This is a genomic window from Streptomyces sp. NPDC004629 (assembly GCF_042873595.1).
Classification (GTDB): domain Bacteria; phylum Actinomycetota; class Actinomycetes; order Streptomycetales; family Streptomycetaceae; genus Streptomyces.
The window spans coordinates 1-19,933 of record NZ_JBIALO010000060.1; the positions used below are offsets into that span (position 1 = coordinate 1).

The window sequence follows — 19,933 nt, forward strand, 5'->3', positions numbered from 1 at the left end:
TGTCCACCACGCAGATCTGTGGCGGAGCCGTGGCCGAGCAGGATGACCAGGACCGGGTTCTGTCGGCGGTGGGCTTGCGGGCGCTGGAGTACCGCGACGAACTTCTGGAGACGGCGGTCGTCCTGGACGTGCTCGCCCTGTGCCACCCGCCGGGCGGCTATCTGCCCCGCCCCTACGTGGGGAGCCCAGCGGCCCGGACAAAGCGGAGGAGCTGCGCGCTGACGCCACCGCCGTCGCCCGCGACCTGACGTCATATGACCTGCGGCACGGCACGAGCCGGATGGGCGACATACCGCTGGCGTTGTCGTTGCGGGTGGCGCCGACCGCCGCGCGAGGGCCGCCTGGATGTTGCGTACGACCTGCGCGGCCCGGGTGGCGTGGCCCCCTGGCCCGATGGTCCGGGCTTCGGCGTACCAGCGACCTGGCCCAACAGGTGCACCCGCCGCTCTCCCTCGGTGGTGACGACCTGGCTGATCATCCCGGACGGCCTGGGCACGGCCGGGGAATTGACGGGTTGTATGGACGTGACCGGGGTCCTTCCGGCGCTCAGGAGGGCGTTCCGGCCCAGGCGGTCAGCGCCGCGCGCCGCTCGTCACGGCGTTCGGTGACATCGGCGGTGCGCGTGGCCCAGGCGATGTGGCCGTCGGGACGTACGAGGACCTCGGCCACTCCCTCCAGGTCCGCGTGGTCGTCCCGCTTCGTGACGGTGACGGCGATGACACGTGATCCCCAGCCCGTGACGGCCGCACTGAGGTCCGGGTCGGCCGCGAGATCGAGGTGGACGAACCGGCCCTGGTGCAGCAGTTCGTAGACCCGCACCGGCTGAGATGCCGCGGTGGTGAGCCCTAGGTCGGGCATCCGCTCTCCCACCAGCGGGTCGACCCCGGGGCTCGCCGGCGGGTAGGCGGTGCCGAGCGCGGAGACCTGGGCGGCGAGCTTGCGGTTGACCTCTTCCATGCGCAGGAGTTCGTCGAAGAGTTCACGCAGGGCCGCGGCGGGCCGCTGGTACTGCGGGACCAGCGTCAGCTCCGCGAGCAGCGTCTGCACCTCGGTGTTCTCGGTGACTGCCCTGCCGACCGGGTTGCGCTCCTCGTCGTAGCTGTCCAGCAGCCCAGGCGGTGCCCAGCCGTTGACGACGGCGGCCAGTTTCCAGCCGAGGTTCATGGCGTCCTGGAGGCCGGTGTTGAGTCCCTGGCCCGCCGCGGGGAAGTGGATGTGGGCGGCGTCGCCCGCAAGCAGGATCCGACCACAGCGGTAACTCTCCGCGAGGCGGGTGGCGTTGCCGAAGCGTGAGAGCCAACGGGGCTCGCCGATACCGCAGTCGGAGCCGCAGATCCGGATCAGGGACTCACGGAACTCCTCCAGGGTCACCGGCTCACCGGACGGTACCCGCATCCGCTCCGGATCCACGCAGACCAGCCGGGTCGGACCGTCCTCCAGCGGCGCGACCAGGACGCCACAGGCCCGGGCCGCACCGAGGACCGCCGGATCGGTGTCGATCACGGCGAAGTCGCCGAGCACACCGGTGAGCGTCTCGTCGGTGCCCGGGAAGCCGATCCCCGCCGCCTCCCGCACCCGGCTGCGTCCGCCGTCGCACCCGACCGCGTACCGGGCGTGGACGCTGTCGACGCCCCCGGGACCCCGCACCTGCACCTTCACGCCGTCGCCGTCCTGGCCCACAGCGACAACCTCATGACCGCGCAGGATCTCCACGCCCAGCTCGCGGGCCCGCTCCGCAAGCAGTGCCTCGGTGCGTGCCTGGGCGAGGAAGAGCGTGTAGCCGTGCCGGGAGTCCAGCACGGAGAAGTCCAGATGGGTGGGGAGCTGGGCGAAATGCCAGCCGGGCACGGTCCGGCCGAGCGGCAGGAACCGGTCGACCAAGCCACGCTGGTCCATCAACTCCAGGCTGCGCGGATGCAGGGTGAGTGCCCGCGAGTTCCGCTGCGGCTCCGTGCGCCGCTCCAGAATCCGGGTACGCACACCGGCCAGCGCCAGCTCGCACGCGAGCATCAGCCCGGTCGGTCCCGCGCCCACGACGATCACATCCAACACGTCCATCAGAGCCCTCCCCACATTTCGTGAACATCGTTCACGTGAACGATGTTCACTATAGTGAGGCACATGAGTTCCCCGTCAAGCCCGACCCGAGGCCGGCCCCCGCGACTCGACCGTGCGCGCACCGTGCAGACAGCCCTTGACCTCCTGGATCAGTCAGGGCTCGACGCATTGACCATGAGACGGCTCGCAGACGCGATGAACGTGCAGGCCGGTGCGCTGTACCGCTACTTCGCGACCAAGCAGGACCTGCTGACCGCAATGGCCGAGCGCATGATGGACGGCGTCGCGGACGCCGCCGCCGAGGCACGCGGCGGAGACTGGGGCGAAAAACTGGCCGCCCTCGCCCGTGCGATGCGTACGGCCCTGCTCGCCCACCGCGACGGTGCGCGGGTGTTCGCCGGTACCCACGCGACGGGGGCGAACACCCTGGGCTTCGCCGACACGGTCGTGGGCGTGATGCGCGCGGCGGGCTTCCCCGACGACGACGCGGCGCGGGCGCTGCACACCATGGCCAACTTCACCGTGGGCCACACACTGGAGGAGCAGGCTGCCCTCCAGCCGCGAGACCAAGGCCCGGCGGACCCGGGCCTCCTCGCCGACGCGGTGACAGCGGGGACGTACCCGCACCTCAAGGCCAGCCTCCCCACACTCACCAGCACCGACTTCACCCGGCTCTTCGAGTTCGGACTGGACCTGCTCATCGAGGGACTGAAAGCACGGCACTGAACCGCAGCCGACGCACCCCCTCGGACCGGACCGGCACACCACGCCACGCCGGGCACGCAGGCGACCCGGAAGGCAATCCCGGCCTTCGATGACACGCACAAACCCACGGCGCCAGCCGGCCTCCGCCCCGTAATTAGGAATACCGCAGGCCCGACCGGGCCTGCGGCACACGGCACGGCAGGTCCGAGCGGCAACGTCGCACAGAGTTCGGCCCGTCCGCCGCGTTGCCGAACCTGTGCGCGAGGCAGTCACACGACGGAGACGGCGCGTTGAACTCCACCGACGCGGGCGCGAAAGACTGCGGCAACAGGGCCTCCTGGTGCTCCCCAATCATCTCGCCCAAGCGCCGGACGCGTTTCGGGCAGAGGTTCGAGGCGGCCTATCCCGTCGGCGCCTGTTGACGCGCCTTTTCTCTGAAGTACCGAGGCGAGATTCCGACCACGCGCCGGAATGCCGCACTGAAGGCGCTCTCGGACTCGTAGCCTGTTGCGACGGCCAGCTCCGAGATGGACCGTGTGCCGCTGCGCAGGGCATCGCAGGCCAGACTCATCCGCCATTCGATCAGGTAGGTGAGCGGGGCTGTGCCGACCTTGGCCTTGAACGAGGCGGCGAACGCCGACCGTGACATGTGGCTTATCGCTGCGAGTTCGTCGAGTGTCCAGCGCCGGCCCACGTCCGCGTGCATCGCGCGCAGCGCTGCCCCGATGCCGTCTTCGACCAGTGCCAGAGCCAGCCGCCGGCCGTTCGGTTCCCTCGGCGTGGGCCCGCAGCATGTGAACGAGGATGAGCTGCGCAAGGTGTTCCAGGACGAGGGATCGTCCGACGCCGGCAGACTCCGCTTCGGCGAACGTGAGCGCGGAGAGGTTCCTGAGGAGTGCTCCGCGCGGGTCGTGGTTCCTGACGAGCACGATGGGCGGCAGCACGTCGAAGAGTACCGCGACGTTGGTTTCCTCGAACACGAAGTCGATGCAGCACACGTGGGTGTCCTCGTCGACTTCGGCTCCGATGCGCACCTCGCCGCTGTCCTCGCCACCTCGAATCCCCTTTACGCAGGAACACCGGCTCGCACCCGACCAGCATGATCCAGCACTCACCATCGAAGACGACGCCCGCCTTCACGTGTGGGTAGGGATCGGAACGAACTGCCCACGGCGAGGCGGCGTGCACCGGTGACGCCACAACCGCTCGCGTGCGCAGCAGTTTGAGAACGTCGACGAGCGGATCACCGGATCCGACGCCCACACCCCGAAATACAGGTTGCCAGCCTCCGTGACCAGCGTGGACCCCACGTCGCCGAACAGCCCATCACCCACCCGGTGCGGGTTGAGGACCGCCTGAGCGGCAGCGATCAACTCATCGTTCGACACAGCGGTCACCCGGCGGAAGGCACCAAGGCGGCTTCCTCGAAGCCACTGGATTTCCGTGGCAATCGAGGACCTGCCCCTCCCACCGACCTCCAACAAACCTGCTCTGCAGCAGTCCACGAGGTTAAAGAACAAGCTCAGGCACCCCGTGCGCGGACTCCTTCGCGCTGGAAGAGGTCGGTGCGTGCTGCTGTCCGCGCCGAGAGGCTGGACGGGGGACTCCCCCGCCACGGCGGCACCGGGCATCGCGCGCAGCATCGTCCGGTTCACGGTGCCCGTCATCCCGGACCTCGACCACGCAGACACCGCCGATACCCTCGAAGCGATGCGCCACGAGCGCCCGGTGCCGGCCTACGCGGTGCACTTCGCACCCGGTGCGCTCCGGTGGCCGCACCGCCGTGCAGGTGGGTGCGCACCCGGTGCGGTGGTGCGCACCCCACCCGGTGAGCATCGTGCATTCGGTGCGCACCACCGCCCACTCTCGCGGTCGATGCCGTCGACCGAGGGCTCGGCGCCGGTGGCCGGTCACGAACAGGGCCTGCGCGACGCCGGTCGCCGTGCCGGCGGAGGGAGATGCCTACACGTCAGAGCCCGGGCGGAACGGTACGGCAACGTCGGCCACATGCTCGCCCGGCTCGGCGGTCGCCCAATTCGGGTAGTACACCTCCCGGTTGGAGGCGCTGCGGGTGTACTTCTGCTCGACGAGCCATGCGCCGACGGCGTCGTGGGCCGCAGCCATCGCCGGGTAGCCGTCGTGCCTCTTTGTCAGGGCGGTGTATGCCTCACGGTGCGCAGGCTCGATGCGTACCCCGATCCGCCCGGTCGGTTCGACCACGTTCTGTGTCGGAGCGCAGACCTCGACCAGGCCGTCGGAATCCTCGCTCACCAGGCCGTGGTAGACGGCGAAGAGAGGTCCGGACAGGCACGCTCCCGCCTGCTGCAGGTGAAAAAGAAGCAGCTCGCTCGACTCCGCGAGGAAGCCGGGCAGGTCGGCCGCGGTCACATGGCGCTGGGTGAACAGGACCTTCTGCTCGGGCACATCGCGCTCGGCGATCTCGTACATGGTCGGGCTCCTTCCGGTCAGAACCTCTCGGGCATAGCCCACCGCGTCCCGGCGCGCTGCGTGAATCGACTCCTGTTCTCGCCAGTACGCGTGGAGCACCCGTACCGGCTCCTCACCGCTCGCATCGAGCACCTCCGCGATCCGCGCCAGCGGCATACCGGCGGCACGCAGCAACGCGATGCGTCGGGCCCGTTCAACCTGGGCGAGACCGTAGCGGCGGATCCCGGTCCGCGGATCGACCCGGGCGGGCGGCAGCAGCCCACGGTTCCCGTAGAGCCGCAGGGCCTTGAGGCTGAGCCTGGTCCTGGCGGCGAGCTGCCCGATAGTAATCAAGTCCTCTTCCACACGGCCACTGTGCCCTCTGCCCCTGGGGAAGGGGCAAGCCCCTTGGGCAAGGGCGCGCCCGGCGGCAGCACGGCCGGCACCCCGCTCACCGACGCCAGCTCAACTCACCACCATGCCCCCGAGCTGTCTGTCAGCACTTCAAAACAGGTGCTTTCCAAACTGTCGACACCCTCGTCACGCTCATCGCCGACGGCCGGCCCCGCGCCTGAGCTTGTTCTTGAAGATCTGACCTGATGCCGACTGTCTGCCCGGCGGACACGGGGATGCCAAGTGGTGCTGACGGCCAGGACGGACGCGCAGACACCGTCGCCCGCCCGGCCCGCGACGGCACCGGCCGGTGCCCGGCCCGTGCTGCTTTCGCTCACGTCCGTTGGCATCGATCACGGGGATGGGGGTGGCCGCTCTCCCCACATCGGCGCTCGCTCCGCGGCAGCAGGAGGCCGATACCCCTCGCAAGCGGGACGGCCTGCGCCGGTCACTCGCCAGGGGTGTGGCGGCAGCGTACTGCCGGGCCGCAGACACCCGCGTGTTCCAGGACCACGCCCCGACTGCACCACTTCATGGTGACCAGGGAGGTGTAGCCGCCGTCGACCAGGTGCTCGGCGGGCAGCAGCCCGCCACGCGCCAGGCGGGTGTGGATATCCGGCAGAGCCTGGGCGTCGTTCGTGGTGGCCACGTCCGTGATCACGTTGATGCTGTCGGAGGCACACGTCGCAGTGACATGTGCGGCGAATCCCTTCCAGCGGATGACGTGTCCGTGCCGGGCGTAGCACGCCGTGGTGTCGTAGGGGGAGACGATCGCCGAGGAGGAGGGCGGCAGGCCGCCGTCCTCGGCGGTGCGCCGGTGCAGGCGGCCTGCCGTGTCGCGGTAGTGGTTCTGCACGACGATCTGCCGCAGGGCCTCGGCCTGCTGGCCGGGCCGGTAGCCCTGTCCGTGCCGGTGGAGATGCTCCAGCAGGCGGCAGGCATCGTCGCCGGCGGCGAGGATCCTGGTCTTGGGTCGGGTGGGGTTCTTGCCCGGGCGGACCGGACGGCCGTATCGGCGCCCCACTCCCCGCCGACCAGCAGATGCCCGGCCATGCGGGCCGCTTCCTCCAGCGTGGCACGGACCGACTCGGTGATCGGTTCCAGCCGGTCAAGTCGCGCACCGCGTGGAGTCGGTGCGCTGCGTGGTGCGCTCGCGCACGAGTCCGGCCTCTTTCAGACGCGCGAGAGCGAAGTCGAGAAGACGGTCAGCGCGGTCGAACTGGGCGACGCGCTCGCGGAAGTCGGCCGGTACGAGGTGGTGGACGCCGGGATCGTCCAGCTCCATGGCCAGGACGCAGGTGAAATCGACGCGGCAGCCGACCGTTTCTCCTGCTTGCCGGTCCGACAGACCGAGCAGGAACTGCAGCACCCAGACAGTGCCCAGCTGGGCCGACGAGAGACCGGGACGGCCGTCGCGCGGGTGCCGGCCGGCGAACCTCGTCGTGCCACAGTCCGTCCAACCGGTCCCGCATCCGCATCGCCGTCGTACCGTTCCGGTTGCTCGCCCGCGCGATCTGCGCGGTCAGCGAAGGGACTGTCGCAAAGCGTCGCGTTGACCCTGCCCCTGGGGCATAGGTTGGACTTTCGCCGGGGCAGAGCACCGAGATCGGAAAGGCTGAACGTCATGGCGTGGAGCACGCAGCAGCTCGCCGACCTCGCCGGTACCACCGTCAAAGCGGTACGTCACTATCACCGGATCGGCCTGCTCGACGAACCCGCACGCGCCTCGAACGGCTACAAGCAGTACAAGCCGGCTCATCTCGTCCGTTTGCTTCAGATCAAGCGGATGCGCAGCCTTGGTGTTTCCCTCTCGCAGATCGGCGCGATGGGACGAGCGGACCAGAAATCCGACGAGGCCATCCGTGTCCTGGACGCCGAACTGGCGGACACCATCGAACGCCTGCAGCGGATACGCGCTGAGTTGGCCGTCATCCTCAAGCACCGGGCGCCCCTCGACACCCCGCCGCCGTTCGGTCCCGTCGCCGACAAGCTGGGCGAGCGGGACCATGCTCTGGTCACCGTCTACTCGCAGGTGTTCAACGACGACGCCCTTGATGACCTGTGTCAGCTCATCTCGGAACGCGATGACCATGAGGAAGAGTTCGAATCCCTCCCCGAGGACGCGGACGACGCGACGATCGACGAACTGGCCGGGCATCTGGCCGCGGCGATCCGCGCCCATCAAGACCGGTTCCCGTGGATGAGCGACCCGGCCGGTGCCGCGCCACGAGGCAAGCAGTTCGCCGAGACCGTGATCCTCCCCGCCGTCGTCGAACTCTACAACCCGGCCCAGCTCAAAGCACTCGCCCGGGCCCACACACTCAACCAGGAGTTCAGATCCACGGCAGGTTCTGACGCCGACGACGGGCAGGCCGATTCGTGATGACAAGCGCGGCTTCGAAGACGCCGCCGAGCAGCGCTGAGGCTGATGGTCCGACAGAACAGCCACACCGAATGTGATTTCTATGGTCGTCCGGCTTGACTTGGCCCCAGGGGCAGAGGTTGCCCTGGACCACGCCAGGAAGCACAGCAAGGCCACATTCGGAGGAACGGACATGCATCAATGGCGTGGGGTAAGCCGGGGTCTGGCCCTGACGGTTGCGATCGGCCTCGCCGGGGCGTTGGCGCCGGCGCCGCCCGCGGCCGCCGATCGAGACGACGTGGGTCAGGTGAAGTGGGGTGCCTGTCCCGACGACGTCACGGCCGAGGCGCCGACCCTGCAGTGCGGGACCGTGACGGTGCCGCTGGACTACGACGACCCGGACGGGACGCAGATCGACCTCATGGTGTCGCGGCTGGCGAGTGAGAACCCGCGGAAGCGGCGCGGTGTGCTGCTGCTGAACCCGGGCGGCCCGGGCGGGTCCGCGCTGACGATGCCGGCCGGTCTGGCCGACCTGGGCATCCCGTCAAAGGTCCTCGACACCTATGACCTGATCGGCATGGACACCCGCGGATTCGGGCATTCGGCGCCGATCGACTGCAAGTTCACCGTCGGCCAGGACTACATCGGCAATGTCCCGCCGTACGCCGTGGACAACGCAGCGGTGGTCAAACAGGCCGAGATCGCCAAGGGCGTCGCCGAGCAGTGCGCGGCCAACGACGCCGACGGCCGCATGGCCCACATCACGACCGCCGACACGGCGCGGGACCTGGACCGGATACGGGCCGCGCTCGGCGAGGAGAAGGCCAGCTACTACGGCCTTTCGTACGGGTCGGCGCTGGGCGCCGCCTACGCCTCGATGTTCCCGGACACCACCGACCGGGTTCTCATCGACAGCAACCTCGGTGACACGGCCCTGGACCGCGCCGGTATCCGTCGGTACGCGCTGGGCATGGAGGAGACGTTTCCGGACTTTGCGAAGTGGACCGCGGCACGGCACACCGCGTACGGACTGGGACGGACGCCGCAGGAAGTGCGCAAGATGTACTTCACACTGGCCGAACAGCTCGATAAGAAGCCGGTCTTCGGCATCGACGGCCGCCTGTTCCGGTTGACCACCTTCGGTGGCCTCTACGCCGAGCGGACGTACGGCCGGACGGCGCAACTCTGGGAATCGATCAAGGACGCCGACGAGACCGCGGTCAAAAGGCTGATGGCAGCAACCCCCGGCGCACAGACGGCAGCCGGCGAGGTGGCCTCGTACTCCAACTCGTGGTCCGTCTTCCTCACGGTGACCTGCAACGACGTGGAGTGGCCCACCGATGTCCGCGCGTATCAGCGCAGCGTCGCCGCGGACCGGGAGAAGTATCCGCTGTTCGGTGCGGCGGCGGCCAACATTCTGCCGTGTGCGTTCTGGACGCTCGGGCCTTCCGAGCCGCAGGTCAAGATCAACGATGACGGGCCGACGAACATCCTGATCATGCAGAATCGGCACGACCCGGTCACGCCGCTGCGCGGTGGACAGCTGTTCCGGAAGAAGTTCACCGATCGCTCACGGCTGGTGACCGCAGACGGCAGCGGTCACGGTGTCTACGTCTACGGCGGCAACGCGTGCGCGCTGAACGTCGGCACGGCCTGGCTCGTCGACGGAGTGATGCCGGAGAAGGACGTCAAGTGCCGGGCGTCGGGCTGAACCACAGCTATGATCTGCGGCGTGCTGGATAACCTGCGTGTTTCCTCCGTCGTCCGAGGAGGGCGAGGTTGTGCAGGCGGACGGTCCTGAGCAGGGCGCGACGGACGCCGTCGCCTTTGAGGCAGCAGTCGCGAAGGATTCTGCAGCTCTTCATCCGGGAACATACGTGCGCCATCTGGCAGTTCTGCCGCGTCCAGGCTCTGTCAGGGCGAACGCCACCTCGAAACCCTGACACCCATGCCCCTCAAGACCACGACAGCACCCCTGCCCGTCACCGACGACTCGGTCGTCCTGGTCACCGGTGGCACCGGTGGGCTGTCCACTGCCATCCTCAAGGCCGTTTCACGCACGGCACGCCCCCACGTCTGGTTGCTGGGCCGCACCGACGTCTCCGAACTCGATCTCTACCAGGACGTGTGGACGGAGTCCGTCCGGTCTGTCACCAGAGGCGACCTCATCCGGCACCTGCGGCAGAGAGAGGATCTGCCACTGCGTTCGGTCATCGCCAAGGCGGATCGGCTACTGCGTGCACATGAGGTACAGAAGGCTTGTGGGTCACTGCGCGACCTTCTCGGCCCCGACCGCGTCCACTACGCCGCGTGCGACCTGAGGGACATTTCAGCCGTCGAGCGGGCGGTCGCCGCAATACGCAAAGAGTCGGGGGACATCGACGTGGTGATCCATGCTGCGGGCGTGTTCAAACCCGCACTGGTCCAGCACATCTCACTGGCCGACTTCCAGGCCGTACGCGACACCAAACTCGTCGGCTACCACCACCTCAAACAGGCTCTCGCCGGGCACCGGCCGACGCTTTGGTGCAACATCGGCTCGGCGGCGGGCACTTACGGCATCGCCGGTGACATCGCCTATGCCGGCGCCAACGACTTCCTCGCCGCCGCCTCCCGCCGCTCGGCGGCCCGAGGCACCCACGAACTGACCATCGCCTTCCCGCTGTGGGCCGAATCAGGATTCGGCTCCTCCGAAGTCAACCGCGGCCATCTGGAGTCCCAGGGGTTTCTCACCCCCATAACCGACGAAGAGGGCACCCAGATCTTCCTCACCGAACTGGCCGCAGCAGCAGCGGGCAGTGTGGGTACCTATCTGGGCCACCGGGAGCGCGGTGCGTTCGCCGTCGGCCGTCCCGGGTATGTCCGCAAGCCGAACGCAGACGGATACCTGCGCCGCTCCGCCGACCGAGCGCAGGACGCTCACAGCTGGCAACTGCGCCTTGATCCCGTACGCGACGTCTACCTGGAGGACCATCTCGTCGACGGAAAAGCAACCGTCCCCGGCACCCTGATGCTGGAGATCGCCGCGGAAGCAGCCGAACGGGTCTTTCCCCATCTGGTCACCCACGGCTTTCGCACAGCTCGGTTCGAGGCGTTCATCAAGCCGTTCGCGGGACGCCGACCCCTCGCACTGACCGTCACCGCGGTCCCGGCCTCCGGCCACCGGCCCCAGCACGGCACCCTCGCCGTCGACGTGACCATCGAATCCGACGGGCCTGTCCTCGACAGCCGTGTGGTCTCCCCGCGGCGCCGCCACTTCCGCACCCGCGTACTCCTGGGGCCCACCGGCCGTTCCGGCAGGACCGTACCCGATCCGCGCATCGGGACAGGCCGACCCGTACCGGACCCGTACTATCACGCGGACTCGCCCGTATGGCTGCGCGGCATCTTCTTCAACACCGCCGAAAGTCACGCATCGGACGGGGCACAGGCATGGTCGACCTGGGCTCCCTCCCTGACCGGAACGGGCATGCTCGCCGCCAGGCGCATCCCCTTCCTCATGCTGTGCGCCGCGCTGCGCAGCGTGGCACTGACGCCCACATCGGACGACAAACAGTCGGTGTACGTACCGCGTGCGCTGGACCACATCGACCTGTATGCCCCCGGCGCCAACGACCTCGAACTCACCCAGCACTACGGAAACGGCATCCACCTGAGCACCTCAGGGATCAAGGACGCCCGAGCCTGCGCGCCGGACGGCACCCTCCTCCTTGAGGTCACCGGCGTCACCATGGCCACCATGGGAACCGTCCCGGCCCACGTGCCCAACGACGCGGCGCGGGTGGCCGGATGACTCAGCAGCCGATCACCGGTATCCACTCTGGGAGGTGGGTCTGAAGGAGTCCCACGCCACCGGCGAGCAGCCGCCCCTCCTGTCGACGGCCGAACGCGGTGAAAGGCGGCCTTGGGCTCCCACTCCAGTTCCGCATACGTTCCTTCGGCCGCGCCGGGCGGCAGGACCCTGACCACACCGAAGCTGGCCGCGTCCCGCTCAGGGTCATGCAGGTCTGTGGTCGCCAGGTCCCAGCGGGCGAAGGTGTAGACGAACACGGCCTCCACGCCGGCCGCGTCGTAGATGTCGAGCACATCCGCACCCCGGCACAGGCCGCCCCGCTACTCCGCCGACGAGCATCCGGAGATATCTGACAACTCCTCGTACAACCCCGCCAATGCGGTGCGCTCATCGTCGGTGCCCGTGTGCGGCGCGGCGAACCAGCGCGCATATTCAGCGATCTCGGAAAGCCGCCAGTCGAGCGCGAACAACTCGACCATCGCCGGTCGGGGTTCAGACCGGCGCCGGCAGCCGTGCCGAGCAGACCGGCACAGTCCCGCTCACGCGGCGCGAGAGCCAGCGACTCCCAGTCGACCAGCCTCAGCCCACAGACACCCATGACCTGATTGGCGAAGTGCGGCTCACCATGGGCCGGCACCCCGCCCTCCGCGGCGAAATGCGCTGTCTCGTTCGTCTTCGATCCGAGCTCGGCCTGGGCGAGGGCAACCGGGAGGCCGTGCGTGAGCGCTGAGAGCAGGTGGCGCCGCCGCTGGTCGAGCCGGGCCGAGCCTTTGAGAGTCTTGCCGTCGACGGCGATGATGCGGCGCTGCCGTTTCGCGTCCGACTCGTCGATGGTGGTCGCCGCGCGGCGACGGTATGCCGGGTAGGCGTCGACGGCGGCGTCTAGGTCCGCACGACCCGGGAACTGAGGCGCGCCCCGCATCGAAGCGGACCCGATTCCAGGTGCCCGAGTGCGATGAGTTTCGTCATGGTGCCTCGTCTGTATTCACAACGCGCCATCAACCGCACGCTAGGAGAGCATCGTGACTGCTGTCTACACCTGGGACGTCTTCGCCACCCTCGACGGCTACGGCTCCTACGGCCCCGACGGCGACTGGGGCGGCTACTGGGGCAAACAGGGACCTGAGTTCCTTGACAACCGCCTTGCCGTGATCAGCGAAGAGCAGCGGATGGTGTTGGGGGCCAACACCTTCCGGCTGTTCACAAAGTTGCTGGGCCCGATCCCGGTGGCCGACCTCGACCCGGTGAACTCCCGGATGCGCAGCATGCCGACAACAGTGGTGTCGACGACACTTGCAGGACCCGGCGCATGGCCGGACGCGACCGTCGCAGCCGGCGATGCCGTCGACGTCGTCGCCCGGCTCAAGGAGGAGTCCGCGGTGCCGTTGCGCTCGCACGGCAGCCTGTCGATGAACCGGGCGCTGATGGCCGCCGGGCTGGTCGATCGCGTCCAGGTGACGATCTTCCCGGTGGTCAGCGGTCAGACCGGGACCTACCCGATCTTCGCGGGCGCGGCCGACTTCGACCTTGAGTTGATCGAGAGCCGGACGTTCGACCGCCGCACCCAGGAGCTCATCTACCAGCCCACCCTGCACCGCTGAGCACCTCCTTGCACCGCATCATGCACAACGCGCCATCCGCGACGCACCCCAACGAGCCTCACCGTCCCGGGCATCACCTATAACCCGCACCCATGAGGAACTTGACCACGCCCTGCCATCAGTGGGGCGGTAAACGGCCGCCTATGGGGAGCTTGCCATGGCCGACGTCAGTGGCGGCCCGACAGCAGGACGACGTGGTCACCGGCGACGGGGGCGGTCCAGGCGTGGGCCAGCAGTCCGGCGAGCGCGGCTGAGCCGGCCGGGGTGGGCCGGAGGCCGTAGCGGCCCAGCAAGGCTTGCGCCGCGAGCAGTTCGTCGTCGTCCACGGCGTGCACTGTGCCGCCTGAGGCGGCGATCGCCGTCATCGCGTCGGGCCCGTGCAGGGCGTGCCGGTTGACCAGGGGCTCGTTGTGGTCCGTTGTCACGACTTCGGCGGCCGAGAGCATGCGGTACGGTCCAGGCCAGCTCACCACGACGGGGTTGTTGCCGCGGGAGCCGACGCCGTGGAGCGCAACCGGCCAGTCCAGCGCGAGCAGCCGGCGGTGGGCGGCGGCGACGGTCGTGCCGTTGCCGAGCGGAATCCACAGGGAGACCGGTGCCCCGCCCAGTTGCTCGTACAGGGCGTCCACGACCGCACCGTGCCCCTCGGCGATCGCGTCCTGGTAGGGTCCGTCGACGTTGCCGTCAGCGGCGCCCTCCGCGGCGGCCAGGCGGTGGGACTCCTCGACCGCGTCCTCGTAGTCCCCGGCGACGAAACGTATGTCCGCCCCCGCCGCCGCTGCGAAGGCCCCGCCGTCGCCCCAGTCCGCGGGCAGTACGACCGTGCAGCGCGTGCCCGCCGCCGCGCACGCTGTCGCCATGGCCCGCCCGTAGCTTCCGCACGATCCCACGACGATCCGGTCGTGGCCCTCCGCGAGGGCGCGGGCGACGACCGCGCGGGCCGCGGGTTCCTTGTGGCTGCCGGAGGCGTGGCGTGTCTCGTCCTTGAGCAGCACGCGCGTCCCCGGCAGGAGGCCGTCCGCGCTGATCAAGGGGCTCGGTATCGGATCGACGGGCGTGACAGTGGTCGGGGGCAGCACGGGAGGGGTTCCTTTCACCGGGTGTGAGCACCGAGCAGTTCGTCGGCCTGCCGCTGGAGGTCGTCGCGGGTACCGATCTCGGCGGGGGGTACGGCGTCGGGCAGTTCGTCCTCGATCAGCCGGAGCCGGTCGTTGAACCAGCCGCGGACGGCCCACGCGAGCTGCAGCAGCCCACTGAGGACGATCAGTACGGCGAGGCCGCGTCCCGGGCCCTCGGACGCGAGCAGCGGCTGGACGTACCGCTCGGCCAGCGGGCCGACGACCAGGTAGCCCAGCGGCATCGTCAGCATCATCAGGGTGATGAACAGGGACAGGACCCGGCCCTGCAGTTCGAGCCCGACCTTGCCCTGCACGATGGCGATCCAGTGGCCCTCCGCGAGGGACTCGCCGAAGCCGACCAGGAACATCCCGGTGACGATCAGGGCCGGCGCGGTGGAGATGCCGACCAGGACCATCGCGAGACTGCCGATGCCCATCGAGACGAGCATCCCGTGGCTGCGCCGGGCCGTCCCGCCCCACAGCCCCATCACGACACTGCCGGTGAGTCCGCCGACGCCGCCGGCCCCCAGCGCCACCCCGAGCACCGAGGCGGGCTGCTCCACGAGGAGCATCGGGGTGATCACGGCGAAGCCCAGCGTGTAGAAGGCGTGGTCGATGACGAAGAACCGGAGCGCGGCGCGCAGGCCGGGCCGGCGGGCGATGTAGCGCCAGCCGTTGCGGATCTCCGCCCCGAAGCTCTCCTCGCGGCGGCGGAACATGAGGTTGGGGAAGCGGACGAGGAGCAGCGTGAGCGCTCCGACGGCGAAGGTGCCCGTATCGACGAGGAGCACCCCGCCGATGCCGATCGGTTCGATGAGCGCGGCTCCCAGCATCGGGGAGAACACCAGCCCGACGCCCACGCCGAGTTGCCCGATTCCGCCCGCGTGACCGAGATAGCGCTTGGGCACCAGCTGTGCGACCGCCGCCAGGTAGGCCGGCCGCTGGAACGCCCCGGCCACCGACGTCACTGTCACGGCGAGATACACGTGCCACAGATGCAGTCCGTCGCCGAGCATCAGCAGGGCGAGCGCCGCCATCGCGAGCCCCGCCGAGCTGTCGCTCGCCAGCATCACCTTGCGCCGGTCCCACCGGTCGGCGACGGCGCCGGCGACCGGTCCGGCGACGATGCCGGGCAGTAGACCGATGGCGTTCACCACGGCGAAGGAGGTGATCGAGCCGGTCTGCTGGAACACCCAGATGCTCAGCACGAGTGTGCTCAGGCCGCTGCCGATCATCGACAGGACCTGGCCGAACGCGACCAGCGCGAACTTGCGCAGATCGGGCGTCGCGTCCGCGCGCGGGGCCCGCTTCGTGTCGGGACTGTCCGCCCTGGTGGACGGCCGCCGGTCGTCGGAGACGAAGCCGGCCAGGGCACCCGCGAGCGGCTCCGCGTGGCTCTTGAGGAAGAAGTGTCCCGCCCTGGGCAGTGCGGCGAGGCCGACGCCGCCGTCGGTGAAGTGCCGCCATTCCGCGTGGCGTTCCTGGTAGTGCTCGGTGACCCGGTCCCGGGCACCGACGACCGCGAGGACCGGGGCTCTCAGCCGCCGGAACGTCTCCCGGTAGGCGGCGGTGAAGTACTCCTCGGCGTCCCGGGCGTCGTGCCGGACGTTGCGGAGCACAAAGGCCTTCTGCTCGTCGTCGTCCAGATCGGTGAAGCCGCCGCGCGCCCGGAGATAGGCGAGGTATTCGCGGTCGGAGGTGAAACGGTCCACGGGCAGGTGCCGGTAGATCCAGTCGAAGAACCGGCCGGGCAGCCGTGCCGTCGGGAACCCGGCGCCGAGCGCGACCCCGGCCAGGGGCACACCGGCGGCCTCGGCGCGGCGCGCCACCTCCACGGTGAGCGCCACGCCCAGGCAGTGGCCGTACAGGACGACCGGGCCCTCGATCGACGACAGTTCGGCGACGATGCGGTCGGAGACGACGTCGATCGGCTCCAGTCGCTCGTCGGGCCGGGAACGGTCGTGGCCCGGCAGCTCCACGGCGCGCAGCGCCCAGTTCGCGGGCAGGGCGTCGGCGAGGGGCTGGTAGGCGACGGCGCTCCCGCCGGAGTAGGGCACCGCCACCACGGTGTGTCCACCGGTGGCGGGGTCGGCGTCCGCGGCGGTCAGCCGGTGCAGCAGCCGCTGACCGGCGGGCGCGGTGTCCGGGCGCGTGTCGAGGTGCGCGGCCAGTCGGCGGACGGTGGCGTGCTGGTAGAACTCGACCAGTCCGAGGGCCGGGTCGATGCGGCGCACGACCTTGAGGGCGGAGAACGAGTCCCCGCCGAGGGCGAAAAAGCTGTCGTCGATGCCGGGGTCGGTGGTCCCGAGGACCTCCGACCAGATCGCCGCGATGCGCTTTTCGGTGTCGGTTCGCGCCGCGGCCCCGGCAGACCTCGGCGCCGCCCCGGTGGGGGCGGGCAGACCGCGCCGGTCCAGCTTCCCGTTCGGCGTCAGGGGAAGGGCGGGCAGTGTGAGGACGCGGGCGGGGACCATGTGCGCCGGCATCGCCACCGCGAGCGCCTCCCGGAAGGCGGCCTCGTCGGCGTCGGCCCCGTCCTCGGTCACCACGTAACCCACGAGCTGCGTGATGCCGCCGCTCGGCCGGTGCGGGGCCACCGCGCACGCCGCGACGCCGGGCAGCGCGCCGAGCGCGGCCTCCACCTCGCCCAGCTCGATCCGGTATCCGTTGATCTTGACCTGGTCGTCGATCCGGCCCAGGAATTCGACCACCCCGTCCGCGCGGAACCGTGCGGAGTCACCGGTGCGGTACATCCGGGCGCCGGGTTCGGCGACGAACGGGTCGCGCACGAAACGTTCGGCCGTCAGCTCGGGCCGGCCGTGGTAACCGGCGGCCACGCCGGTCCCGCCCAGGTACAGCTCGCCCACCACCCCCGCGGGCACCGGCCGGCGCTGCGCGTCCAGCACGTAGACCCGGTTGTTCGGGAAGGGACGCCCGATCGGCAACGGCGCGTCGTCGGCCAGGTGCCCGACCGGACCCTCGAAGTAGACGTTGTCGACGGTGACCTCGGTGACCCCGTACGAATTGACCACGCGGCCGTCCGGGCCGACCAGGTGCCGCGCCCGTTCGTACTCCTTGGCGTCCCACTTCTCGCCGCCGCCGATCAGCAGGTCGACGAACCCCAGGTCCTGCCCGGAGCGTTCGGTGTGGTCGAGGAGCGCACGCAGCACCGCGGGCACGAGTTCGGTGCAGTTGACGCGTTCGGTCGCCATCAGCGCGTGCAGGCCGGCCGGATCGAGCAGGGTTTCGCGCGGGGCGACCACCAGACGGCCACCGCTGAGGTGCGCCCGCATGGTCTCGCCCACGGACATGTCGAACGAGAAACTGGCCGCCTGCAGATAGGTCCATTCGGGCCGCAGCCGGTAGGCCTGCTGCCACATGCCGGCCGCGTGGACGAGGTTGCGGTGCGTGACGACGACGCCCTTGGGCCGGCCGGTCGAGCCCGACGTGTAGATGACGTACGCCGGATCGTCGGCCGAGGAGAGCAGGGGCAGATCGCTGTCGTCGTCGGGGAGGCCCCCCGCGAGGTACTCCGCGTCGACCACCACCGTCGGCCCGCTGTCGGCCAGCATGTACTCCCGGCGGTCGCGCGGATAGGCCGGGTCCAGCGGCACGTAGGCGCCGCCCGCCTTGAGCACGGCCCACATCGCGGTGAAGAGGCCGACGCCGCGGTCCAGGACGATCGCCACCCGACGACCGGGTCCGACTCCCTCCAGGCGCAGCTTGCGGGCGAGCCGGTTGGCCCAGCGGTTCAGCTCCGCGTAGCTCAGGGTGTCGCCGCCCACCGTGAGCGCGGGTGCGTCGGGTGTCGCGGCCGCGTGGCCCTCGAAGAGCTGGTGCACGGCGGTGGCGTCGGGCACCGGGGCGACGGCGTCGTTCCAGTCGTGCAGGATGCGCCGGTGTTCGTCGTCGGTGAGCATCGGCAGCCGGGTGACCGGCGTGTCCGTGTCGCCGATCGCCGCGTCGAGCAGGGTCAGCAGGTGGTCGAGGAACGCCTCGACGCGTGCCGGGTCGAGGAGTTCGGCGGCGTAGTCGGCGTTGAGGACCGCGCCGTCGGCGGGGAAGTCGAGGCCGAGCGCCAGGTCGACCATCGTGGCGGCCGGTGGCAGCTCGCCCGCGTAGCGCAGGATCGGGTCGTCGGTCCCCGGGGTGTTGTGCACCGTCAGCATCACCGGGCTCAGGCGCTTGGCGGCACCGGGCCGGGCAAGCGCGTCCACGAGGTCGGGCAGCGCCAGCCGTTGGTGGTCGAGGTCGCCGAGGACGGCATCCCGCACCCGCGCGACGAGTTCGTCGAAGGACGGCTCACCCGTCACGTCGCCGCGCAGCGGCAGGACGTTCAGCGCCGGTCCCACCAGCGCGGCCGGCTCACCAGCGGACCGCCCGGCCACCGGGGCCAGGACGGTGACGTCGGTACGCCCCGTGTACCGCCGCAGTACCGCCTGGAGCCCGGCGAGGACCACCATGAACAGGCTCGCCCGCCGCTCGCCCGCGTAGGACGACAGCCGGTCCAGCAGGGCGGGATCAAGCGGTCGGACGACCCGCCCGGCGGCGTAGGACGGGGTGGCCGGGCGCGGCCGGTCGGTGGGCAGTTCCAGGTCGAGGCTCGCGCCGTCGAACCGTGTCCGCCAGTACGAGACGAGCGCCGCGTCGGCCCTCGCCCTGGCGCTGCGGGCGGCGAGATCGGGCACGGGGGCGGCCGGCGCCAGACCGGGTACGGCACCGAGGTCGGCTCCGTCGCGCGCGGCCCGGTACAGCACCGCGAGTTCCTGCCCGAACACCCCTGCCGACCAGCCGTCGAACGCGAGGTGGTGCACGACCAGGACAAGTTCGTCGCCGTCCAGGAAGGCACGGGCGACCGGGCCGTGCCGGAAGTCGACGCCGCCGCGGTGCGCCTCGCCCAGCGTCAGGGGCAGACCTGCCGGGGGATCGATGACCATGCTCGGTTCGGTGCCGTCGTCGGGGAAGCGTGCTCGCAACAGCGGGTGGCGCCGGGCCAGTTGATCCAGCGCCGCGGTCAGTGCGGCGACGTCGACCGGTTCGGCCCAGCGATAACGGATGCCGAGCGTGTACACCGGCAGGCCGGCGCACAACTGCTCGGCGATCCAGTAGTCCCGCTGCATCGGGCTCAGCGGGTGCGGGACCTGCTCGGCCAGCGTCGCGACGGCGGCGTCCTCCGCCACGCCCGTCGCGGCCCCGATCACCCCGGCGAGCGCGGCGACGGTCGGATCCGCGTACCACCTGGTGAGCGTCAGCTCCGCGCCGTGGCGCAGCCGCAGGGCCGCGATGAGGCGTACGGCGTCCAGGGAGTCGCCGCCGAGGGCGAGGAAGTCGTCGGCCGGGCCGGTGACGGTGACGTCGAGGACGTCCTCGAACAGGTCGGCCGCCTTCCGTTCGCCCGCCGTGAGCGCGATGTCCGTGACGTGGTCCGGGGACGCTCCCGCGGCGAGTGCCGTCTTGTCGATCTTGCCCTGGGGAG

Annotated in this window: 14 protein-coding genes and 2 pseudogenes; 6 read left to right on the plus strand and 10 right to left on the minus strand. The window is 70.1% G+C overall.

Annotated features, from left to right (window positions below; genetic code table 11):
- Positions 1-248: hypothetical protein (locus ACFYTE_RS41260; protein WP_388722282.1), on the plus strand; the 248-nt coding region annotated here is incomplete at its 5' end.
- A gap of 298 nt (positions 249-546) precedes the next feature.
- Here ACFYTE_RS41260 and ACFYTE_RS41265 read toward each other — a convergent pair.
- Entirely contained in the window at positions 547-2,058 is a 1,512-nt protein-coding gene (locus ACFYTE_RS41265) for a monooxygenase (RefSeq protein ID WP_388722284.1), read from the minus strand.
- Positions 2,059-2,121: 63 nt separating this feature from the next.
- Between ACFYTE_RS41265 and ACFYTE_RS41270 the strand changes: the two genes are divergently transcribed.
- Positions 2,122-2,784 (plus strand): TetR/AcrR family transcriptional regulator, encoded by a 663-nt coding sequence (locus ACFYTE_RS41270; protein WP_388722286.1) that lies wholly within the window; start codon positions 2,122-2,124, stop codon positions 2,782-2,784.
- Positions 2,785-3,163: 379 nt separating this feature from the next.
- Here the strand turns inward: ACFYTE_RS41270 and ACFYTE_RS41275 are convergent, their stop codons facing one another.
- The 6 genes and pseudogenes from ACFYTE_RS41275 to ACFYTE_RS41300 all read right to left on the minus strand — a co-directional run bounded on the left by ACFYTE_RS41275 (position 3,164) and on the right by ACFYTE_RS41300 (position 6,952).
- Positions 3,164-3,469: a helix-turn-helix transcriptional regulator gene (locus tag ACFYTE_RS41275; protein ID WP_388722288.1), complete on the minus strand. Its 306-nt coding sequence runs from the start codon at positions 3,467-3,469 to the stop codon at positions 3,164-3,166.
- Between the two features lie 127 nt (positions 3,470-3,596).
- Positions 3,597-3,881 (minus strand): annotated as a pseudogene (locus tag ACFYTE_RS41280) (cupin domain-containing protein); the annotation flags it as partial.
- A gap of 1 nt (position 3,882) precedes the next feature.
- Positions 3,883-4,026, minus strand: a pseudogene (locus ACFYTE_RS41285) (hypothetical protein); the annotation flags it as partial.
- 699 nt (positions 4,027-4,725) lie between these two features.
- Positions 4,726-5,556: a MerR family transcriptional regulator gene (locus ACFYTE_RS41290; RefSeq protein ID WP_388722290.1), complete on the minus strand. Its 831-nt coding sequence runs from the start codon at positions 5,554-5,556 to the stop codon at positions 4,726-4,728.
- Positions 5,557-6,031: 475 nt separating this feature from the next.
- Positions 6,032-6,607 carry a hypothetical protein gene (locus ACFYTE_RS41295; protein WP_388722292.1) on the minus strand — a complete coding sequence of 192 codons (576 nt, stop codon included), beginning with the start codon at positions 6,605-6,607 and terminating at the stop codon, positions 6,032-6,034.
- Positions 6,608-6,691: 84 nt separating this feature from the next.
- On the minus strand, positions 6,692-6,952 hold the full coding sequence (locus tag ACFYTE_RS41300) for a hypothetical protein (RefSeq protein WP_388722294.1): 261 nt from the start codon (positions 6,950-6,952) through the stop codon (positions 6,692-6,694).
- Between the two features lie 255 nt (positions 6,953-7,207).
- On the opposite strand from ACFYTE_RS41300, the gene ACFYTE_RS41305 reads away from it, so the two are divergent.
- The 3 genes from ACFYTE_RS41305 to ACFYTE_RS41315 all read left to right on the plus strand — a co-directional run bounded on the left by ACFYTE_RS41305 (position 7,208) and on the right by ACFYTE_RS41315 (position 11,738).
- Complete coding sequence (locus ACFYTE_RS41305; protein ID WP_388722296.1) at positions 7,208-7,966, plus strand: MerR family transcriptional regulator; 759 nt, start codon at positions 7,208-7,210, stop codon at positions 7,964-7,966.
- Between the two features lie 172 nt (positions 7,967-8,138).
- Positions 8,139-9,656, plus strand: coding sequence for an alpha/beta hydrolase (locus ACFYTE_RS41310; protein ID WP_388722298.1), 1,518 nt, complete (start codon positions 8,139-8,141; stop codon positions 9,654-9,656).
- 237 nt (positions 9,657-9,893) lie between these two features.
- Positions 9,894-11,738, plus strand: coding sequence for an SDR family NAD(P)-dependent oxidoreductase (locus ACFYTE_RS41315; protein ID WP_388722300.1), 1,845 nt, complete (start codon positions 9,894-9,896; stop codon positions 11,736-11,738).
- Positions 11,739-12,058: 320 nt separating this feature from the next.
- Here the strand turns inward: ACFYTE_RS41315 and ACFYTE_RS41320 are convergent, their stop codons facing one another.
- The gene (locus ACFYTE_RS41320; RefSeq protein ID WP_388722302.1) at positions 12,059-12,217 is read right to left on the minus strand and encodes a hypothetical protein; all 159 of its coding nucleotides are present in this window, start codon (positions 12,215-12,217) and stop codon (positions 12,059-12,061) included.
- A 543-nt stretch (positions 12,218-12,760) separates the two neighbouring features.
- On the opposite strand from ACFYTE_RS41320, the gene ACFYTE_RS41325 reads away from it, so the two are divergent.
- Positions 12,761-13,339, plus strand: coding sequence for a dihydrofolate reductase family protein (locus ACFYTE_RS41325; protein ID WP_388722304.1), 579 nt, complete (start codon positions 12,761-12,763; stop codon positions 13,337-13,339).
- 167 nt (positions 13,340-13,506) lie between these two features.
- Here the strand turns inward: ACFYTE_RS41325 and ACFYTE_RS41330 are convergent, their stop codons facing one another.
- Positions 13,507-14,418, minus strand: a complete 912-nt coding sequence (locus ACFYTE_RS41330) for a pyridoxal-phosphate dependent enzyme (RefSeq protein WP_388722306.1) — start codon at positions 14,416-14,418, stop codon at positions 13,507-13,509.
- Between the two features lie 14 nt (positions 14,419-14,432).
- A partial coding sequence (locus ACFYTE_RS41335; RefSeq protein ID WP_388722308.1) for an amino acid adenylation domain-containing protein occupies positions 14,433-19,933 on the minus strand: 5,501 nt, incomplete at its 5' end.